The following is a 16500-nucleotide window of genomic DNA, read 5'->3' on the forward strand; positions in this document are numbered from 1 at the left end:
CCGGGCCGGCGGCTACATCCCGTAGGGGTATTTGGCCAGGTTGATGGCGCCGCTCGCGCGGACCTGCTGCAGGGCCTTGCCGTACTGGAGGAGGAGGCCCAGCGCGTACTGGAGCCGCTCGCGGATGCGCTCGTCGTCGGGCGACTTCGGCGTCGCCGGATCGTTGAGGAGCTCGCGGACGTTGCGCACGATCACGTGATCCGGGATGTAGCAGAGGTAGGAGTTCTTGTAGCTGCTCATGCGCAGCTCGGCGATCGGGTAGGCGCCGCCCGGGCCCGCGGAGACCCCGACGATGAGCGCGGGCTTGTGCGCGAGCTCGCCCTTGGTGCAGAAGAGGAAGAAGTTCTTCAGCCCCGCGGGGACCATGCCGTGCCACTCCGGCGCCACGATCACGAAGGCGTCCGACGCGCGGAGCTCGGCGGAGATGGGCGACCAGAGGCGCTCCCATTTCTCCGAGGGCTTCCAGGCCTCCGGGTCCCAGAGCGGAAGCGGGTTGTCGGCGAGATCGAGCTGGTAGGTGGAGGAGACGTCCGGCGACGACGACAGCTGTTGCTGCACGTAGCGGGCGACCTTCCCCGATTCGGAGCCATTGCGGTGACTACCTGAGATGACAGCGAGCTTCATAGGGTTTGCGCGCGGCGGTCGAGGCGCCGCGGGGCGCTCCTTGCAATCGGTGAATCGAGGCGCGCGATGCTACCCCGCGCTCGCGCGGCCCGTCGAGGGCCTCGACGGCGCGGTTCCGGCGTCGCGCGGCGCCCGCGAGCGCCGCGGAGGTCGCGGGCGACCTCGCGGCGCGGGCGATCCACCCGCTCGGCGGAGCGGGTGGATCGCCCGCGCCGCCCTGGCCCGGACGGCGCCCCGTGGAGGTGAGAAGACCGGGAGATCATTGAGCTTTCTCCCTCGCTATCCCGCGCCCGGCGCGGCGCCGACCCGCGCTGTCGACAGGCGCTGAGTCGAGGGGCGCGGTCGCTGGCGAGAGGCGACTCCGGTCCACGGAGGGCCGCGTCCATGGCGCTTCTGCGACGCGCCGGGCCGGCTCGTTTCGTCACTGTCAGGAGCGCCCCGTTGGTCTACGATGGCCGCGACGCGCGCGCCGGGCCGCCGGCCCGCTGGCCGGCAATCCGGCGGGGCGTCGCCGGGGGAGGGCGGGTGACGGGGACTCGAGAAGAGCGGAAAGACGCGGAGAATGCCTCGTTATCCGGGGCAGAGAGCTCCGGCGACGGCGCCCTTCGACGCGAGCTCGACCGGGCACCCGCGGCGCTGTTGAGCGAGCGTGATCTCCACCTCGCGCTCGAGCTGGCCGGCGTGGCGGTCGCCACGGGCGAGCCGTCGACGGCGCGGATCCTCGCCGTCAGCCGGGCGTTCTGCGCGCTGACGGGCTACTCCGAGGCGGAGCTCCTGGAGCGCACCTTCATCGATCTCACGCACCCCGACGACCGCGCGCGGGATCTCGCCGTTTTCCACCGGGTCGCCCACGGCCCGGAGCGCGAGTGGCGCAGCGAGAAGCGGTTCGTCCGGAAGGACGGCGGCGTCCGCTGGGTGGTCGTGCGCGGCGCGGTGTTCCGGGACGAGCGCGGCAAGGCGGTGCGGGCGGTCGGCGTGGTCGAGGACATCACCGACCGCAAGCAGGCGGACGAGGCGCTGCGCCGCAGCGAGGAGCGCTTCCGCGCGGCCCAGGAGCTCTCGCTCGACGCGTTCATCGTGCTGCGCCCGGTGCGCGACGAGGCGGGCCGGATCGCCGATTTCCTCTTCGATTTCGCGAACCCGGCCGCCGGCCGGCTCCTCCGCGTGCCCGTCTCGGCGCTCGTCGGCCGGCGGCTCCTCGACCTGATGCCCGACCAGCGGACGGAGCTCTTCCCGCTCTACGTGCGCGTGGTCGAGACCGGCGAGGCGCACGACAAGGAGATCGCGTACACGGCCCGCGGGCACCGCGTGTGGGTCCGCAACATGGCGGTGAAGGTCGGCGACGGCGTGGCGGTCTCCTTCAACGACATCACCGCGCGCAAGCAGGCCGAGCAGGCGCTCCTCGACGGCGACCGCCGCAAGGACGAGTTCCTCGCGATGCTGGCGCACGAGCTCCGGAACCCGCTCTCGGCCATCCAGTTCGCGCTCCGCATCTCGCAGATGCCCACGGTGCCCGAGCCGCGGCGGGCGTGGGCGCAGGCGGTCATGCAGCGGCAGCTCGGCCAGCTCGGCCGCATGGTCGACGATCTGCTCGACGTCTCGCGGATCACCCGCGGCAAGATCACGCTGAAGCAGGAGCCGCTCGATCTCGGCCACGTCGTCTACCAGGCGGTGGCGGCGGCCGCGCCGCTGATCGACGCCTCGAAGCACGAGCTCGCGCTCGACGTGGGCCCGCGGCCGCTGCCGGTGTTCGGCGACACCGCGCGCCTGGAGCAGGTGATCGTCAACCTGCTCACGAACGCCGCGAAGTACACCCGCGAGGGCGGGCGGATCTGGCTCTCGGCGCGCCAGGAGGGGTCGGAGATCGTCGTCCGGGTGAAGGACACGGGGTACGGCATCCCGGAGGAGATGCTGCCGCGCATCTTCGACCTGTTCGAGCAGGCGCACCCGACGCTCGGCCGCGCGCGCGGCGGCCTCGGCATCGGGCTCACGCTGGTGAAGCGGCTCGTCGAGATGCACAGCGGCTCGGTGGCGGCGGCGAGCGAGGGCGAGGGCCGCGGCAGCGAGTTCACGGTGCGCCTGCCGGCCGTGGAGCCGCCGGCCGAGGCCGAGGGCGCGGCCGGGCCGGTCTCGGGCACGCTCGCGCGCCGGATCCTCGTCGTGGACGACAACCGCGACCACGCGCACGCCCTCGTCCTCCTCCTGGAGCAGGCGGGCCACGTGACCGCGCTGGCCCACGACGGGCCCTCGGCGCTGGAGGCGGCGCGCTCGTTCGCGCCCGAGGTGGTGCTGCTCGACATCGGCCTGCCGGCGATGGACGGCTACGAGGTCGCCCGGAGGATGCGGGGCGAGGTGGGCGCCGGCGCGCTGCGGATCGTCGCGTTCACGGGGTACGGCCAGCAGGACGACGTGCGCCGGTCCAGGGAGGCGGGGTGCGACGCCCACCTGGTCAAGCCGATCGCCCCCGAGGTGCTGTTCGCGCACATCGCGGGCGGCGAGCGGTAGCGCGCTCGGGCGGGGCCGAGCGCGCCGGGGCGGTCAGGACGCCGCGCGCACGGCGGCGGGCTCGACGAGCCCCAGCGCGACCATGTCGTCCAGGTACTTGTGGATGAGCCGCTCGCTGACGTGCGGCAGGGTCGCGAGATCGCCCGCCCCGCCGCGCGCCGCGAGCTGCCGCAGCCGGGCGAGGAGGCGCTCCGCGTCGAACACCTCTCCGTCGGCGCGCGCCGGGCGCTCCCACGCGTCGAGGATGGGCAGCGGCGAGTGGCGCTTGAGCGGCTCGCTCAGCTGCATCAGCCGGTCGCGGAACGCCGCGTACCACGCAGCATAGTCGTCGACGCGCTCCACCGGGTAACCCGCCGATCGGACCCACGAGACGATGACGTCGAGCGAGATGCCGTCCTCCCAATGGGGGTTCACGACATGATAGGTCGCGCGGCTCGCCCTCTCCCCCTCATCGCCCGTGGAGGGCCGTCGATCGGCGGCGACGGCGGCGATGCTCCGCGCCACGGCGTCCACGGGCAGGCCGTCGTAGTGGCCGTCGCGGTGCGGGCGGCCGCCCTCGTAAAACGATCTCGGGGCGAGGCCCGTGTACACGACGCCGCACAGGAGCCTCGTGAAGAAATCGGGGACGTTGATCTGGGAGCGATACAGGCTGTGCGCCATGATGCCGCTCGGGCGGTAGACGTTGACGGGCAGGCCGAGCGCGTCGTGGGCGTCCTGCAGCAGCACCTCGCTCGCCCACTTGCTCGTCGCGTACCCGACGGCGTAACCGGCGCCGAGCGCGCGCTCCGGCCAGAGCTCCCGGATGTCCTCGTCCTCGCGGATGGGGCCGCTCCGGTCGAGGCCGCCGACCGCGGCGATGGTCGACACGTAGTTCATCGACTTGACCCGGTGCGCGAGCGAGAGGCGGATCGCCTCCACCGTGCCGAGGACGTTGGGCTCGAAGAGCTGCGGATAGCTCAGGGCGTGGTTCACCAGGGCGCCGTTGTGCACAACGCAGTCGACCTCCACGCAGAGGTGCGCGTAGAGGTCGTCCGCCAGGCCGAACCTCGGCTCCACGAGGTCGCCGGCGAGCACGACCAGCCGGCCGTGCGCCGACAGCGCGTCGAACCTCTCCAGGAGCGCGGGATCGGACTCGTAGGTCGCGCGGAGCCGATCGAAGGCGAGCGCGTCGTCCGGCGAGCGCACGACGCAGTACAGCCGGCCCTCCTCGGGCAGCCGCTCGAGGAGCTCCAGCGCGAGGAACCGGCCGAGGAACCCGTTGGCGCCGGTCAGGAGCGCCACCCTGGCCTGCGCCGGCAGGGCGGCGGCCGGCGTCGCGCGCCTCGCGGCCGCGAGCTCGTCCGGCCCGAGGAACCGGTCGATCCGCAGATCCGCGGCCCGGACGGCCTCCGCGCCGGCGCCGTGCACCTCGTCGAAGCGCGCGGCGCGGCGGGGGGCTTCGCCCGCCAGGGCGTGCTCCAGGTGATCGGCGATCGCGCTGACGCTGCTCGTCGGGTTGAGCACGAGCCCCACGGGCACGGCCACGCCGGAGATCTCCTCGATGAGGCGGCTCAGGCGGACGGCGCTGAGCGAGTCTCCGCCGAGCTGCGCGAAGCTCCGCGCGCTCCGCGGCTCGACGCCGGAGAGCCCGAGCGTGGCTTCCAGGGCCTTCTTCACCACCAGCGCGGCGGACGCCGGCGTCGCCCCGCCCCCCTCGCGGAGGTTGCGGAGCTCCTGGAGCTGGGTGCGCTCGATCGTCGCGTAGAGCTCCTCGAGGCGGGCGCCGTACCTGGCCTTGAGCCGGGCGCGCGCCGGTTTCTGCGTCTCCGTGAGCAGGCCGCTCGCCCGGGTGAACGGGGCCGGCTCGATCAAGAAGTCGCGCGGGATCTCGTAGCCGCGGAGCTGGTTCTCCCGGGCGATGCGGTCGATCTCCGCGCGGAGCAGCTGCCGGACGGCCTCGCCGTCGGGCTTCACGTCGCGCTGCCGCAGGTGGGCCGAGATCTCGCGCATCTCGGGGACGACGACGGCCAGGAGGTACGAGCGGACGCTGTTGCCGTAGAGGAAGATCTGCTGGAGGAAGGGGCTGCCCGCGCTGTAGAGGACCTCGAGCCGCGAGGTGGCGACGAACTCTCCTTGCGACAGCTTGAGCACGTTCCGCGCGCGATCGATCCAGACGACGGTGTCGGGCCCGCGCTGCTCGACGATATCGCCTGTGTTCATGAGCCCTTCTTCGTCGAAGAGCGCCCTCGTGGCCTGCTCGTTCTTGTAATAGCCGGGCACCATGAGGCGCGATCGGATGTGCAGCTCGCCGCGCGGATACGGCCGATCCGCGGCGGAGTAGCCGAGCTCCGGGACGTCGACAAGCTTGAACTCGGTCACGAACTCCCGATCCATCCGGCCATCGGACGTGAGCGAGGAGGCCTCCGTGGAGCCGTACCCCTCGAAGACGGGCACGTCGAAGCAGCGCTTCAGGAACGAGAGGACCTCTGGCGGCGTCGGCGCCGACCCGATGGCCGCGAGGAGCAGCCGGTCGCCGAGCAGCGACCCGCGCATCTCCGCCATGATCTCGCGCTCGATCCGCCGTCGGGCGGCGTCGTCGCCGCCGGCGCCCTGCGCTCGGGCGCGCCTCAGGAGCTCGGCCTGGAACTGCTGGTGAATCAGCTCCGCGATGCGCGGCACCAGGAACAGCGTGGTCGGCCTGGCCAGGCGGAGGTCCTCGAACAGAGTGGACATGTCGCTCTTCAGCACGAAGTGCGTGATCCCGCCGCGCATGAGGGAGCGGCCGACCTGGCTGCGCCCGATGAAGTGGTTCATCGGGCTGTAGTTGAGGCCCACGAGCGGCAAGAGGTCCAGGCGCGGGTCTTGGCTCCTGGTGAACGCGATCTGCCAGTACCGGCGCCAGAGGCTCTCGGGGATCATCGCGCCCTTCGGCGTTCCGGTGCTCCCGGACGTGTACATGAGGGTCATCAGCGGATCGGGCTCGCCCCGCTGCGCGGGCAGGACCTTCGGCAAGATGCCCTGCTGCCGGCCGAGCCGCTCCACCTCGTGCATGGCCCGCACGGAGAGGCGGCGGCCCCTCGCCTCCAGCGGTCGCAGGGCTCGCCTTACGCGCTCGAGCTCGTTATGCCCGCAGCGATCCCCTTCCAGCAGATCCATGACGACGACGCTCCGCACGGAGGGGCACCGCGGCAGGATGTCCTCGATCCGCGCGAGCTGGCCCACGCTGCAAACGACGCAGGCGAGCTCGGCCTCGGTGACGATGAGCTCCAGGTCGGCGGGGGGCAGATCGGTTTGCAGCGGCACCGAGACGGCGGAGAGATACATGCAGGCGAGGCCGGCCACGACCCAGTCGGTGCTGCCGAAGCCCGAGATGCCCACGAAATCGCCCGTGTTCGCGAGCTTTTCGTGCCGGAGGCCGCTGGCGAACGCCTCGACGCGGGACCACAGGTCCGCGTAGCTGACGGCGCGGAACTCCGGCAGATAGCGCGGCGTGCTGCCGCCGTCGGCCGCCGTCGCCGCGGCGTCGAGCGGACGGTGGCCGATGCAGGGGCGCTCCGCGTAGAGCTCGAAGGCCGTCGCCACGGACTCGATCGTGGAGTTACAGCTCCGGATCTTCTCCAGCGCCGCCGGGGAGGGCAGCGCCCGCCGGAGCTCCTCGTCCGTCTGCACGAGCCGGGAGCATCGCTCCAGCGATCTCGTGAGGAGCAGCTCGTTCGAATCGTCGTTTTGGGTGATCTCCGATTCTTGAGGATCGCGGGTATCGCTCGACGGGTCCATGCGCCCGCACGTTGAGCGGAGCGCGGCCCCGGGCAAGCCTCGGTCGGACATGGGCCCGTCGCGCCGCGGCGAGCCAGGCGGCGGTCGCCCGAGCGCCTGCCTAGACGTATCGCTGCTGCGGGATCTTCTCGGCCTGGGGGGCGGTGCTCGCGTTCCCCGGTCCGCCGGCGAGGGGCGATGTGTCGAGCTGCGCCAGGAGGTCTGCCGGGCCGTCGTACACGGTGATGGCGCCCGCGAGGGCGCTGTCGGTCCAGCCGCCCGAGCGGAAGCCGATCGTGCGCAGCCCGGCCCGCGCGGCCGCCTCGACGTCGTAGGGCGTGTCGCCGATCATCACGACCTCGCCGTGCGGCAGCTTCAGGTGGTCGAGCGCCGCCTGCACGATGTCCGGATCCGGCTTGGACTGCTCGGCGTCGCTCGACGACGTGGCGCTCTCGATGACCCCCTCGGCGCCGGTGAGCTTGAGGAGCTCGCGAAGCTTCTCCTTCTGGGCCGAGCTCGCGATGACGATCCTGAGGCCGCGCCGGTGGAGCTCCTCGAGCAGCTCCTTCGTGCCGGGGAAGGCGCGGAGCTCGGGCAGCAGCTGCTTCATGAAGATCTCCGAGCAGCGCCCGCTGATCCTCTTCCCCTCGGGGCTCTCGATGGAGATCCCGGTCACCTCGGGGAGGAGCTTGTCGCCGCCCATCCCGATGAGCCGCCGCACCTCCTCGAACCGGACCTTGTGCCCGAACTCCTCCAGCGCATCGACCCAGGCGCGGGCGTGCGCGTCGTTGCTGTCGATCAACGTGCCGTCGACGTCGAAGATTACGCCGCGAATGGCTGCCATGACCGGGGTCCTCTCCTGGTTCTGTCGCTTTCCCTGCGTGTGATTCCGCTGCTTCGAGCTGGTCTGTCCGGCGGCGGCGCGCGAGGGCGGCTCGGCGCCGTGGCCGTCCCCTCAATCCCCCTTCTCGTAGGACCGGATGGACAGCATGTAGGCGATGATCGCGTCCACGTCCGCGTCGGAGATCTCCTTCTCCGAGAAGGAGGGCATCGCGCCGAGCCCGCTCCGGATCTGGAGCCGGATGGCCGCCGCGGGCGCCGGCTTGTTGTTGAGCCCTGGGCCGAGCCCTCCGGCTCCGCCCGGATGGCACTGGTTGCATTGCTTCATGAAGACCACCTCGCCGCGCCGCTCGGGCGGCTCGTCGAGCGGGGGCGGCCCGAGGATCGGCTCGCTCCTGCGGGAGGAGCCGCACCCGGCGGCGAGCCCGAGCGACGTGACGAGGAGACCGCAAACGACAGCGCGCAGGACCATGATCGCCTCCTCCTCAGCCTGCGGCCGCCGCGCGGGTGATGCGGAACAGCGCGCCCGTGCCCTGCTTCGGTTTGGCGCCCTGCTCATCCATGAGCATGACGCCGAAATCGACGACGTAGAGCGACTTCCCCGCGCGATCGAAGCGCACGGTGATGGGCCGCTCCAGGCCGCCTGTCTTGAGCCGCGACGCCGGGCCGTTGTCCTTGCCGCGGTTGACGGCGAAATCGCGGATGACGCCGGTCTTGAGGTCGACCCGGACGACCTTGAAGCCGACGGGGTGCAGGACCTTGCCGACGTCCGGCGCCTGATCGCCGAACTGCGCGACGAACGCGTCGCCGACGAAGCCGAACGACGGGTCGCGCGAGATGTCGATGCCGTTCGACGAGCTGTGCACGGCGAAGAGCGCGACCGGCTGCGGCGGCGGGTTCGGCAGCGTCTCGAGGAGGGCGGGGGGCGCCTGCCCGCCGGGCGGGGCATAGCGATCTTGCGCGACGGGGCGGCCGTCGGCGAAATCGGGCCAGCCATACCAGGTGCCCGGCGTGACGGCCCAGAGGTAATCCGCGTTGCCCCACACCGGGCGGCTGCCGCGCTCGTCATAGCCGTTGTCCGTGACGAACAGCTTGCCGTCCGGCGAGAACGCGAGCCCGAAGGGGTTGCGGAACCCCCAGGCGACGAGGTTGAGCGTGCCCCCGCGGGCGGGCACGCGCATGACGGCGCCGCTGCACGGCACCTTCCCGGGGATGACCTGTCCTTTCTGCGTCTGGGTGCCGAACCGGACGAAGGCGCCGGTCGTGGCCTTGTCGTCCTCGTCCTTCGTGAGCGGGTTCGGCGAGGTGAGCGCGGCGCCGGTGAGCGTCACGTCCTTGCAGGGGACGTCGTGGAACTCGGGGTGTCGCTTGAGCCACCCGAACTTGTAGTTGTCCTCGCCGACGACACCGGAGTTCGTGGCGGTGCCCTGACCGAAGTAGATGAAGCCGTCGGGGCCGACGACGGGCCCGTTCGTGTGGTGATCTCCGAAGCTCGGGAGCCCTGCGACGAGGGTTTGTTTCTCGCCGCCGGGGGTGATCCGGAGGATCCGGCCGCCCTCGGTCACGCCGCCCTCCGAGACGATGAACGCGCCGTCGGCCCAGGCGACGCCGGTCCACGGCGGGTTCTTCCCGGTCGCGACGACGGTGGTGCGGCCGCCCGGATCGACCCGGAGGAGCCTCGGCGTGGTGAACACCTCGCCATAGGAGTACCCGGACTCGGTCACGTAGACCTGCCCGGCGTCGTCGAACGCGACGCCGGTCGGGAAGGTGAGGCCCGTGGCGACCACCTCGATGACGTATCCGGCGGGCACCTCGATGTCCGCGGTGCGGATCGACCGGGCGGGGGGCGGCGGCGTCGTCTCGCCGCCGCCCGAGGAGGCGCGTGCGCTGAAGCAGCCGGGCGCCGCCGCGAGCGCGGCGAGCCCAAACAAGAAGAGCGTCGGTGTCAGGCGAGGGCGCGGCGGTGGACGGCTCGTGGCTGGGGTGTTCAAGCGTTCTCCTGTGGGTCGGTGCGAGCGAGGGGCGGCGGCCGGCGGCCGCGTTCCCGGACCGTGCTGCCAAGAAGTCGCAGGACTCCGGGCGCGCGTCGAGCAATGCATATGCCGAGCGCGGTGGGCGCAGCGCGGGCGCGCGCCGCGACCGGCGCCGCCGTGGCGACCTGGCAAGGATGTGGCAGATCGCCACGCGGCAGGCCGGCGATCGCCGCGGGGAGCGGGCGACCCTGATTTCTGCGTCGACAGGCGCGTCCGGATCTGGTGGAACGGGGAGGCATGAGACGGGCAGCGGGGAGCGCACGCGCTGCTGCGCTGGCTCGGCGGAGGGCGGTATGGCGAGCTGGGATCCTGCTCAGTACCTGAAGTTCGAGGACCAGAGGGCGCGTCCGGCGGTCGATTTGCTGGGGCGGGTCGACGTCACCGTCCCGGGCGACATCGTCGACCTTGGCTGCGGGGCGGGCAACATCACGCGTCTCGTGGCGCAGCGCTTCCCGGACCGCGGGGTCCTCGGGGTCGACAGCTCGCCGGAGATGCTGGCGAAGGCGCGCGCCGTGCTGCCGGGGGCGCGGTTCGTCGAGGGCGACATCGCGCGCTTCGCGCCGCCCGCGCCGCCGGCGCTGATCTTCAGCAACGCCGCGCTTCACTGGCTGGACGACCATGCGGCGCTGTTTCCGGCGCTCCTCGGGCGGCTGGCGCGCGGCGGCGTGCTGGCGGTGCAGATGCCGCGGAACCACGGCGCGCCGTCGCACGCGGCGATGGTGGAGGTGAGCCGGATGCCGCGCTTCCGCGACAAGCTGGCGAAGCTGGTGCGGGAGAGCCCGGTCGCGGCGCCTGCGGCGTACTACGGCGTGCTTGCGCCGCACGCGGCGCGGATCGACCTCTGGGAGACGGAGTATCTGCACATCCTCGAGGGCGAGAACCCGGTCGTTGAGTGGACCCTGGGGACGGCGCTGCGGCCGCTGCTCGCGGCGCTCGATGGCGAGGGCGAGCGGGCCGAGTTCCTGGAGGCGTACGGGACGCGGGTGGCCGCGGCGTATCCGAAGGCGGCGGACGGGAAGACGCCGTTTCCGTTCCGGAGGTTGTTCCTCGTCGCGACGGCGCGGTGAGCGGCTGGGACACGGCGCGGTGAGCGCCTGGCCGCGTCGGAGCGGCGCAGACGCGCCGGAGTCGGCGCGGCTGCGGCGCTGGATCAGCGCGTGTACTCGATGGCGCCGACGCCCTCGGCCTGGGGGAGGACGGTCACGAGCGCCTGCGCCCCGAAGGAGCTGGACGACAGCGAGGAGCGGACGGCGACGAGCCATGTCTGGTCGCTCTGGCGCGCGACGAGGATGACGCACCGCTCGCCCTGAGGCGAGCCCGCGCGCGCCTCGGCCTCCGGGACGACGCGCGCCTCGGAAGCGGCGCAGCCCTGGATGTCGAACTTGCGGTGCGAGAGCGCGGTGAGCGCCGCGTCCGCCGCCTTCGTGGCGCCCTCGTCGGCGGCCGGTGCGGCGGGGGCCGGCGCGGGGGCGCAGCCGGAGGAGAGCGCTGCGAGGAGGGGGAGCCAGCGGGAGATCGTGGGTGTCACGGCGATGTCGTATCGCGGCGGCGGGTCCGGGGGAAGCGCTGAGCTCCGGGGAGAGCCGCTGGGGCGGTGGGGCGAGCGAGAGGCGAGAGGTCGCCGAAGCTCGTCCGCTGTTTGGGGGGAGGTGTTGACACGGAACGAATCTGCGGTGCCGAACCGTCGCGATCCGTCGCTTCCTCCGGGATTTGGGGGGCACCAGGCCGCTGATCGCACCCGTTTGGAAGGCATCGACCCAACCCGGGCCCAACGAATAGGCGTTTGCGGGACTGCGCCTGAGCAGCAGCGGCGGCGAGGTTCCGGCGCAGTCCCGCAAACGCCTATTCGTTGAACGCGAGCCGTCCCGCAACCGAACTCTGTCCCAACGGGATCGCCATCGCGGGCGGCAGCTTCGCGCGGCGAGAGAGCTTCAGGTCAGGTCCGCGACGTAGAACCCGTCCCGCTCAGGGCGCCGAAAGAGCCACCAGCGGGCCGCGCCGAATCCGGAGTCTTCGTTCGCCTGCGGCTCACTTCGCCTCCGAAGGAGGGATTTGGGCGGGCGCTCACCGGTCCCGGGGGACCGGATCGTCCTTCACCAGAACGCCGTGCAGCCTATCATGCCGCCACCGGTACAGCGTCCCGGCGCAGACGCCCACGTCAGACGGTCCGGACGGTGCCGCCGTCGATGATGAACTCGGCGCCGTGGATCGCGGCGGCGCGATCCGAGGCCAAGTAGGCAATGAGATCGGCAACCTCTTCGGGCTCGGCTGCACGCCCGATCGGGATACCGCCCAGAGCACCGAGGACTACTTGCCGCGCCTCCTCGACCGTGCCACCATTGGCGGCCTGCAGACGCTTCAGCATGTCGACCGACGACTCGGTCATGATCCAGCCGGGGGAGACGGCGTTGACCCGCACGCCCTTCGGCCCCAGCTCTTTGGAGATCGACTTGCTGTAGGTCCTGAGCGCGGCCTTTGCGGCGGCGTAGGCAGTGGTCGATTCGGGAAGCGGCAGGATGGATTGGATAGAGGTGATATGCACAATCGCGCCGGCACCCCGTTCCATCATCTGCGGAGCCAAGAGGCGATCAAGGCGGACCGTGGCCATGAGGTTCAGGCTCAGTTCGGCGAGCCAGTGATCGTCCGTCAGCGCGAGAAAGCCGCCGCCCGGCGAGGCCGAGCCACCGATCACGTGGGCGAGGATGTCGACGCCGCCCATACGCTCGAGCGCCGCCTTGGCCAGGGTCTCGCCGCCTTCGGCCGTCGTCAGATCCGCGCGGACGAACTCGACGCCGTCGATGGGCTCCAGGGTTCCGCGGGCTGCGGTGATAACCCGGGCGCCCCCGGCCAGGAAGCGGTCGACGGTGGCGCGGCCCAGACCCTTGCTGCCGCCGCTCACGAGCACACGTTTTCCAGCGAACTCCGCGGGATCAGCTTTGATGTTCATATCGTGATCTCCAGTGCTTTGATAGCGTCGTTTTCGAGCGTGAAGCGATAGGTGAAGCGGATCGGGCTGCCCTTGAAGTCGCCATGGGCAGGACCTTCGACCACGACCTGACCGTCCTCGTGGCGAACGGCATCCGGCGTGAAGATCGCCTTGACGGCGATCACCTCGTCTTCAAACAAGGTTCGCAGCTCGGCGTGGCCCTCGTGACGTTTTCCGTTGTCCGAGAGGACCGCATCGGCGGCAAAAGGCTTCAGCATGCCGTCCACATCGAGTTGTGCGTTTGCCTCGACATAGGCGGCTATGGGTTTGGGGAGTGCGGGCGTCATGAGTGTTCTCCTCTGCGTTGTTCGCTTCGGAGACACTAGCCTCGCCAAACAAAAAAGAGAACGCGCGGAATCGTGCATGCTATAGGTAGCCAGGCTAAACAATGCGTGACGACCTATCCGGGCTTCGGGCCCTCCTATGCGTGGCCGAAAAGCGGAGCTTCCGTGCGGCGGCCGCCGAGCTGGGGGTGACGCCATCTGCCGTTAGTCAGATCGTTCGCGCCCTCGAAGAGCGCGTCGGTGTGCGCCTGCTTCAACGAACCACACGCAACGTCGGTTTGACCGAGGCCGGTGAGCACTTCATCGGGCAGCTCAGGCCTGCATTCGACGGCATCGACGCCGCGTTCGAGTCGCTCATGGCCATGAACGGACGCCCATCGGGTCTGTTGCGCCTGACGATGCTCCGAACCGGCTACAACGACGTCATCAAGCCGAAGCTCGCGGCCTTTCTCGCCGCGTACCCCGACATCCGAATCGACATCTGTCTCCAGGAGGCGCTGTCGAACATCGTAGTCGAAGGCTTCGACGCGGGGATTCGCCTCGGCCACAGCCTCGATCGCGAGATGATCGCTGTTCGCGTTAGCCCGGACCAGCGCCTCGTGGTCGTCGGCTCACGGGACTACTTCGCGCGCCGGGGCAAGCCCACGCATCCGCGCGAGCTTCACGGGCACGAGTGCATTGGTCTGCGCATGTCGACGGGCGCAGTCGCCCGGTGGAAGTTCGTCGAGGGCGACAAGGAGTTCGAGCTGGTCGTCGACGGCCGCGTCGTGACCAACGATGGATCGGTATTGGTAGACGCCGCCGTCGAGGGCGTCGGACTCGCCTACGTCTTCGAAGACATGGTGAGCGGGCTCGTGTCCGAGAAGCGACTCGTGCGGGTGCTCGATGGGTATTGCCCGCACATCCCGGGCTATTTTCTCTACTACCCGAGCCGGCTGAACCTCGCCCCCAAGCTCGAGGTGCTGATCGACTTTCTAAAGATAGGTACAAGGCGCGGCAAAAAGTACGCGTGACGGGGACCGTCGCGGCAAGGCGCGACCCGCATCCATCTCCTTGGCATGCACCACGACGACGGCCGGAACGGCCGTGCGATCAGCGGTTACATGTACCTTCTTCATCATCTTCGCTCGGCCGTTGCCCACCCATTCAGCTTAACGCGGGATGGTGTGTTGGGCGGCCTCGCACAGTGGAGTAACCATGGGCATAGCTGGGCAGGCAGCGAGGCCCCGAGAATTCTCGCTGGACGCCTGGACGAGGCGGCGCAAAGCTCCCGTTGACGCCACCGGCGGCAGCGGCAGCAAACGATCCAGCTCCTCGTCGAACAAGATGCGCACTCAACGGACCATCAGAAACTGCACCGTTCGCATTGACGCTCCGTGCCCCAAGATCTGGGACGAGCTTCACGCTACGGATTCGGCCAACGTGCGCCACTGCACGGCCTGCGAACGCTACGTGTACTTCTGTAACTCGGTCGAAGAGACGCTCGAGCACGCGAGGGCCGGCCACTGCATCGCGCGGGAGGAGCCACATCCATCCGAGCTCCCCCGCGTGCTCATGGGTCGGGCGACGGTGACCCAGACAGTCACGAGCGAGCAAGAGCGCGCGCAAGAACTGGCAGAGCGCGAGCGCGGGATCGACATCTTGCTCAAGGGGCGTCTCGAAGCTGCTTCCCGACCCTGTCCAGACTGCGGGTATCCCGTTCCGAACTTCCGAAAGAGCTGCTACGTCTGCGGGCTGGAAATCGGTCGCGCGTAGAGCTGTCGTTGCGGAGGGCGGCTCGCGCGCCCGTGACCGGCAGGAGGCTACGCCCGGAGCGCCGCCAAAGGCCCCGGCGCTCACCCTCCCTCGGGCGGCACCTCCGGCTCCTCCTTCGCCTCCAGCGCCGCCTGCAGCGCCGCGAGCCCCTTCTTCAGCGACGCCATCTGCTTCTCGCCCAGCTTCCGCGTGAGCTCCTCCTCCAGCTCCATGAGCACCCCGAGCCCGTGGAGCAGCGCCTTCAGCCCGTGCGGCGTGAAGCGCACCCGCTTGGCCCGCCGGTCGTCCGGATCGGGCGTCCGCTCCACGACGCCCATCGCCTCGAGCTCCTCCACGAGCTGACCCACCGCCTGCTTCGTCACCCGGGCGCGCTCGGCCAGGTCCGTCAGCCGCGTGCCCTCGAGATCGATGTACGGCATGAGCGCGGTGTGCGCCCGGCGCACCCCAGGCGCCCCGCGCCGCGCGATGCGCGCCACCGCCCGCTCGTCGAGCAGCCGCGCCGAGCGCAAAAGGAGCTGCCCGAGGCTCGCGCGCTTGCGCCGATCGAGCTCGGCGAGATCGCTGGGATCGAGGTCGTGCTTGGCCATGATGGTAAAGCTGCTTGACTAAATGGTCAAGCAGCTTTACCAATTGGAGCATGCTGCGACAACTCGATCAAGCCCTCTGGGTTGCGGAAGACACGTTGAAGCTGCCAGCCATGCATTTCCCGGTGCGGTCTCCGGTCGTGCGGCTCGGGGACGGCGGGCTGCTCCTCTTCTCGCCGCTGCCGGGCGTGGAGCAGGTGGCGGGCGAGATCCGGGCGCTCGGGGAGGTGCGGGCGATCGTGGCGCCGAACCTGTTCCACCACCTCGGCCTCGCGCCGGCGGCGCGGGCGTTCCCGGGGGCGCGGCTGTTCGGCCCCCGGCGGCTCCGCGAGAAGCGCCCCGACGTGGCGTTCACGGACGAGCTCGGCGACGCGCCGGACCCGCTGTGGTCGGCGGAGCTCGACCAGGTGACGGTCGGCGGGATGCCCAAGGTCGACGAGGTGGCCTTCTTCCACCGGCCGAGCAAGACCCTCTTTCTCTGGGATCTCTGCTTTCACATCACGCACAGCGCGCACTTCCCGACGCGCCTCTTCATGCGCCTGAACGGGGCGTACGGGCGGTTCGGTCCGTCGCGCTTCGCGCGCTCGATGATGCGCGATCGCGCGGCGGTGGGCGCGGCGGTGAAGCGGATGCTCGCGTGGGCGCCGGAGCGCATCGTGGTGGCGCACGGCGACGTGATCGAGCGCGGCGGGAGAGCCGCGCTGGAGAGCGCGTTCGAGCGGGTGCTGTGAGCGCCGCGCCAGGCGGCGATCACGCCACCCCGACGCGCCCTTCCCGCCGCAGGTGATCGAGCCGGTGGGCGAGCTGCGCGGTCTCGAGCCACTGGCGGAAGGCCGGGTTCTTGGCCACGTAGGCGGCGAAGGCGGCGTTCGTGAACGACTGCGGGTCGCACCCACGCGCGGCGGCGATGGCGGCGGCTTGCTCCAGGAGGCGCACGGCATCGGACCAGGAGGTCTCGACGGTCTTCTCGCTCCCGGACGGAGCTCCCTCGCCGCCCTCGGCGGTGGCGACGGGGTTGTTCTCGACTTCAAGGCGATCGACAGCGCGCATGGCGTGACTTCCTTTCCGGTTCCTTTCCGATGATCCGCCTGGGCCCACGCGCGAGAGGAGGGCCGGGATCACGCGATGAGGTAAGCCCGCGAGCCGGAGATGCA

14 protein-coding genes are annotated in these 16500 nt (G+C 70.7%); 4 read left to right on the top strand and 10 right to left on the bottom strand.

Going from position 1 to position 16500, the window contains the following annotated elements; translation table 11 throughout:
• Positions 1–12 precede the first annotated feature (12 nt).
• Positions 13–624 (bottom strand): NADPH-dependent FMN reductase, encoded by a 612-nt coding sequence (locus WME83_RS50225; RefSeq protein WP_437316820.1) that lies wholly within the window; start codon positions 622–624, stop codon positions 13–15.
• A 639-nt stretch (positions 625–1263) separates the two neighbouring features.
• Here WME83_RS50225 and WME83_RS50230 point away from each other — a divergent pair.
• Positions 1264–3129: a hybrid sensor histidine kinase/response regulator gene (locus WME83_RS50230; RefSeq protein ID WP_437316821.1), complete on the top strand. Its 1866-nt coding sequence runs from the start codon at positions 1264–1266 to the stop codon at positions 3127–3129.
• 33 nt (positions 3130–3162) lie between these two features.
• Here WME83_RS50230 and WME83_RS50235 read toward each other — a convergent pair whose 3' ends face one another.
• The 4 genes from WME83_RS50235 to WME83_RS50250 form a co-directional block, all read right to left on the bottom strand.
• On the bottom strand, positions 3163–6885 hold the full coding sequence (locus WME83_RS50235; RefSeq protein ID WP_437316822.1) for a thioester reductase domain-containing protein: 3723 nt from the start codon (positions 6883–6885) through the stop codon (positions 3163–3165).
• Between the two features lie 100 nt (positions 6886–6985).
• Entirely contained in the window at positions 6986–7708 is a 723-nt protein-coding gene (locus WME83_RS50240; RefSeq protein WP_437316823.1) for an HAD family hydrolase, read from the bottom strand.
• Positions 7709–7819: 111 nt separating this feature from the next.
• Positions 7820–8176, bottom strand: coding sequence for a c-type cytochrome (locus WME83_RS50245; protein WP_437316824.1), 357 nt, complete (start codon positions 8174–8176; stop codon positions 7820–7822).
• A gap of 13 nt (positions 8177–8189) precedes the next feature.
• Complete coding sequence (locus tag WME83_RS50250) at positions 8190–9695, bottom strand: PQQ-dependent sugar dehydrogenase (protein WP_437316825.1); 1506 nt, start codon at positions 9693–9695, stop codon at positions 8190–8192.
• Between the two features lie 335 nt (positions 9696–10030).
• Here WME83_RS50250 and WME83_RS50255 point away from each other — a divergent pair, with 335 nt between their 5' ends.
• Positions 10031–10804, top strand: a complete 774-nt coding sequence (locus WME83_RS50255; protein WP_437316826.1) for a methyltransferase domain-containing protein — start codon at positions 10031–10033, stop codon at positions 10802–10804.
• A gap of 83 nt (positions 10805–10887) precedes the next feature.
• Here the strand turns inward: WME83_RS50255 and WME83_RS50260 are convergent, their stop codons facing one another.
• The 3 genes from WME83_RS50260 to WME83_RS50270 form a co-directional block, all read right to left on the bottom strand.
• Positions 10888–11265, bottom strand: coding sequence for a hypothetical protein (locus WME83_RS50260; RefSeq protein ID WP_437316827.1), 378 nt, complete (start codon positions 11263–11265; stop codon positions 10888–10890).
• Between the two features lie 630 nt (positions 11266–11895).
• On the bottom strand, positions 11896–12684 hold the full coding sequence (locus WME83_RS50265; RefSeq protein ID WP_437316828.1) for an SDR family oxidoreductase: 789 nt from the start codon (positions 12682–12684) through the stop codon (positions 11896–11898).
• On the bottom strand, positions 12681–13010 hold the full coding sequence (locus WME83_RS50270; RefSeq protein WP_136917866.1) for a nuclear transport factor 2 family protein: 330 nt from the start codon (positions 13008–13010) through the stop codon (positions 12681–12683). The genes WME83_RS50265 and WME83_RS50270 overlap by 4 nt, the downstream gene beginning before the upstream one ends.
• A 101-nt stretch (positions 13011–13111) precedes the next feature.
• On the opposite strand from WME83_RS50270, the gene WME83_RS50275 reads away from it, so the two are divergent.
• Positions 13112–14020 carry a LysR family transcriptional regulator gene (locus WME83_RS50275; RefSeq protein ID WP_437316829.1) on the top strand — a complete coding sequence of 303 codons (909 nt, stop codon included), beginning with the start codon at positions 13112–13114 and terminating at the stop codon, positions 14018–14020.
• Between the two features lie 822 nt (positions 14021–14842).
• On the opposite strand, the gene WME83_RS50280 is transcribed toward WME83_RS50275, so the two are convergent.
• A complete protein-coding gene (locus WME83_RS50280) occupies positions 14843–15349 on the bottom strand; it encodes a MarR family winged helix-turn-helix transcriptional regulator (protein ID WP_437316830.1) in 507 nt (168 codons plus the stop codon).
• Between the two features lie 50 nt (positions 15350–15399).
• On the opposite strand from WME83_RS50280, the gene WME83_RS50285 reads away from it, so the two are divergent.
• Entirely contained in the window at positions 15400–16077 is a 678-nt protein-coding gene (locus WME83_RS50285; RefSeq protein WP_437316831.1) for a DUF4336 domain-containing protein, read from the top strand.
• 19 nt (positions 16078–16096) lie between these two features.
• Here WME83_RS50285 and WME83_RS50290 read toward each other — a convergent pair whose 3' ends face one another.
• Positions 16097–16396 (bottom strand): hypothetical protein, encoded by a 300-nt coding sequence (locus WME83_RS50290; RefSeq protein ID WP_437316832.1) that lies wholly within the window; start codon positions 16394–16396, stop codon positions 16097–16099.
• Positions 16397–16500 lie beyond the last annotated feature (104 nt).

This window comes from Sorangium sp. So ce385 (genome assembly GCF_051474135.1).
In the GTDB taxonomy this organism is placed as follows: Bacteria; Myxococcota_A; Polyangia; order Polyangiales; family Polyangiaceae; genus Sorangium; species Sorangium cellulosum_D.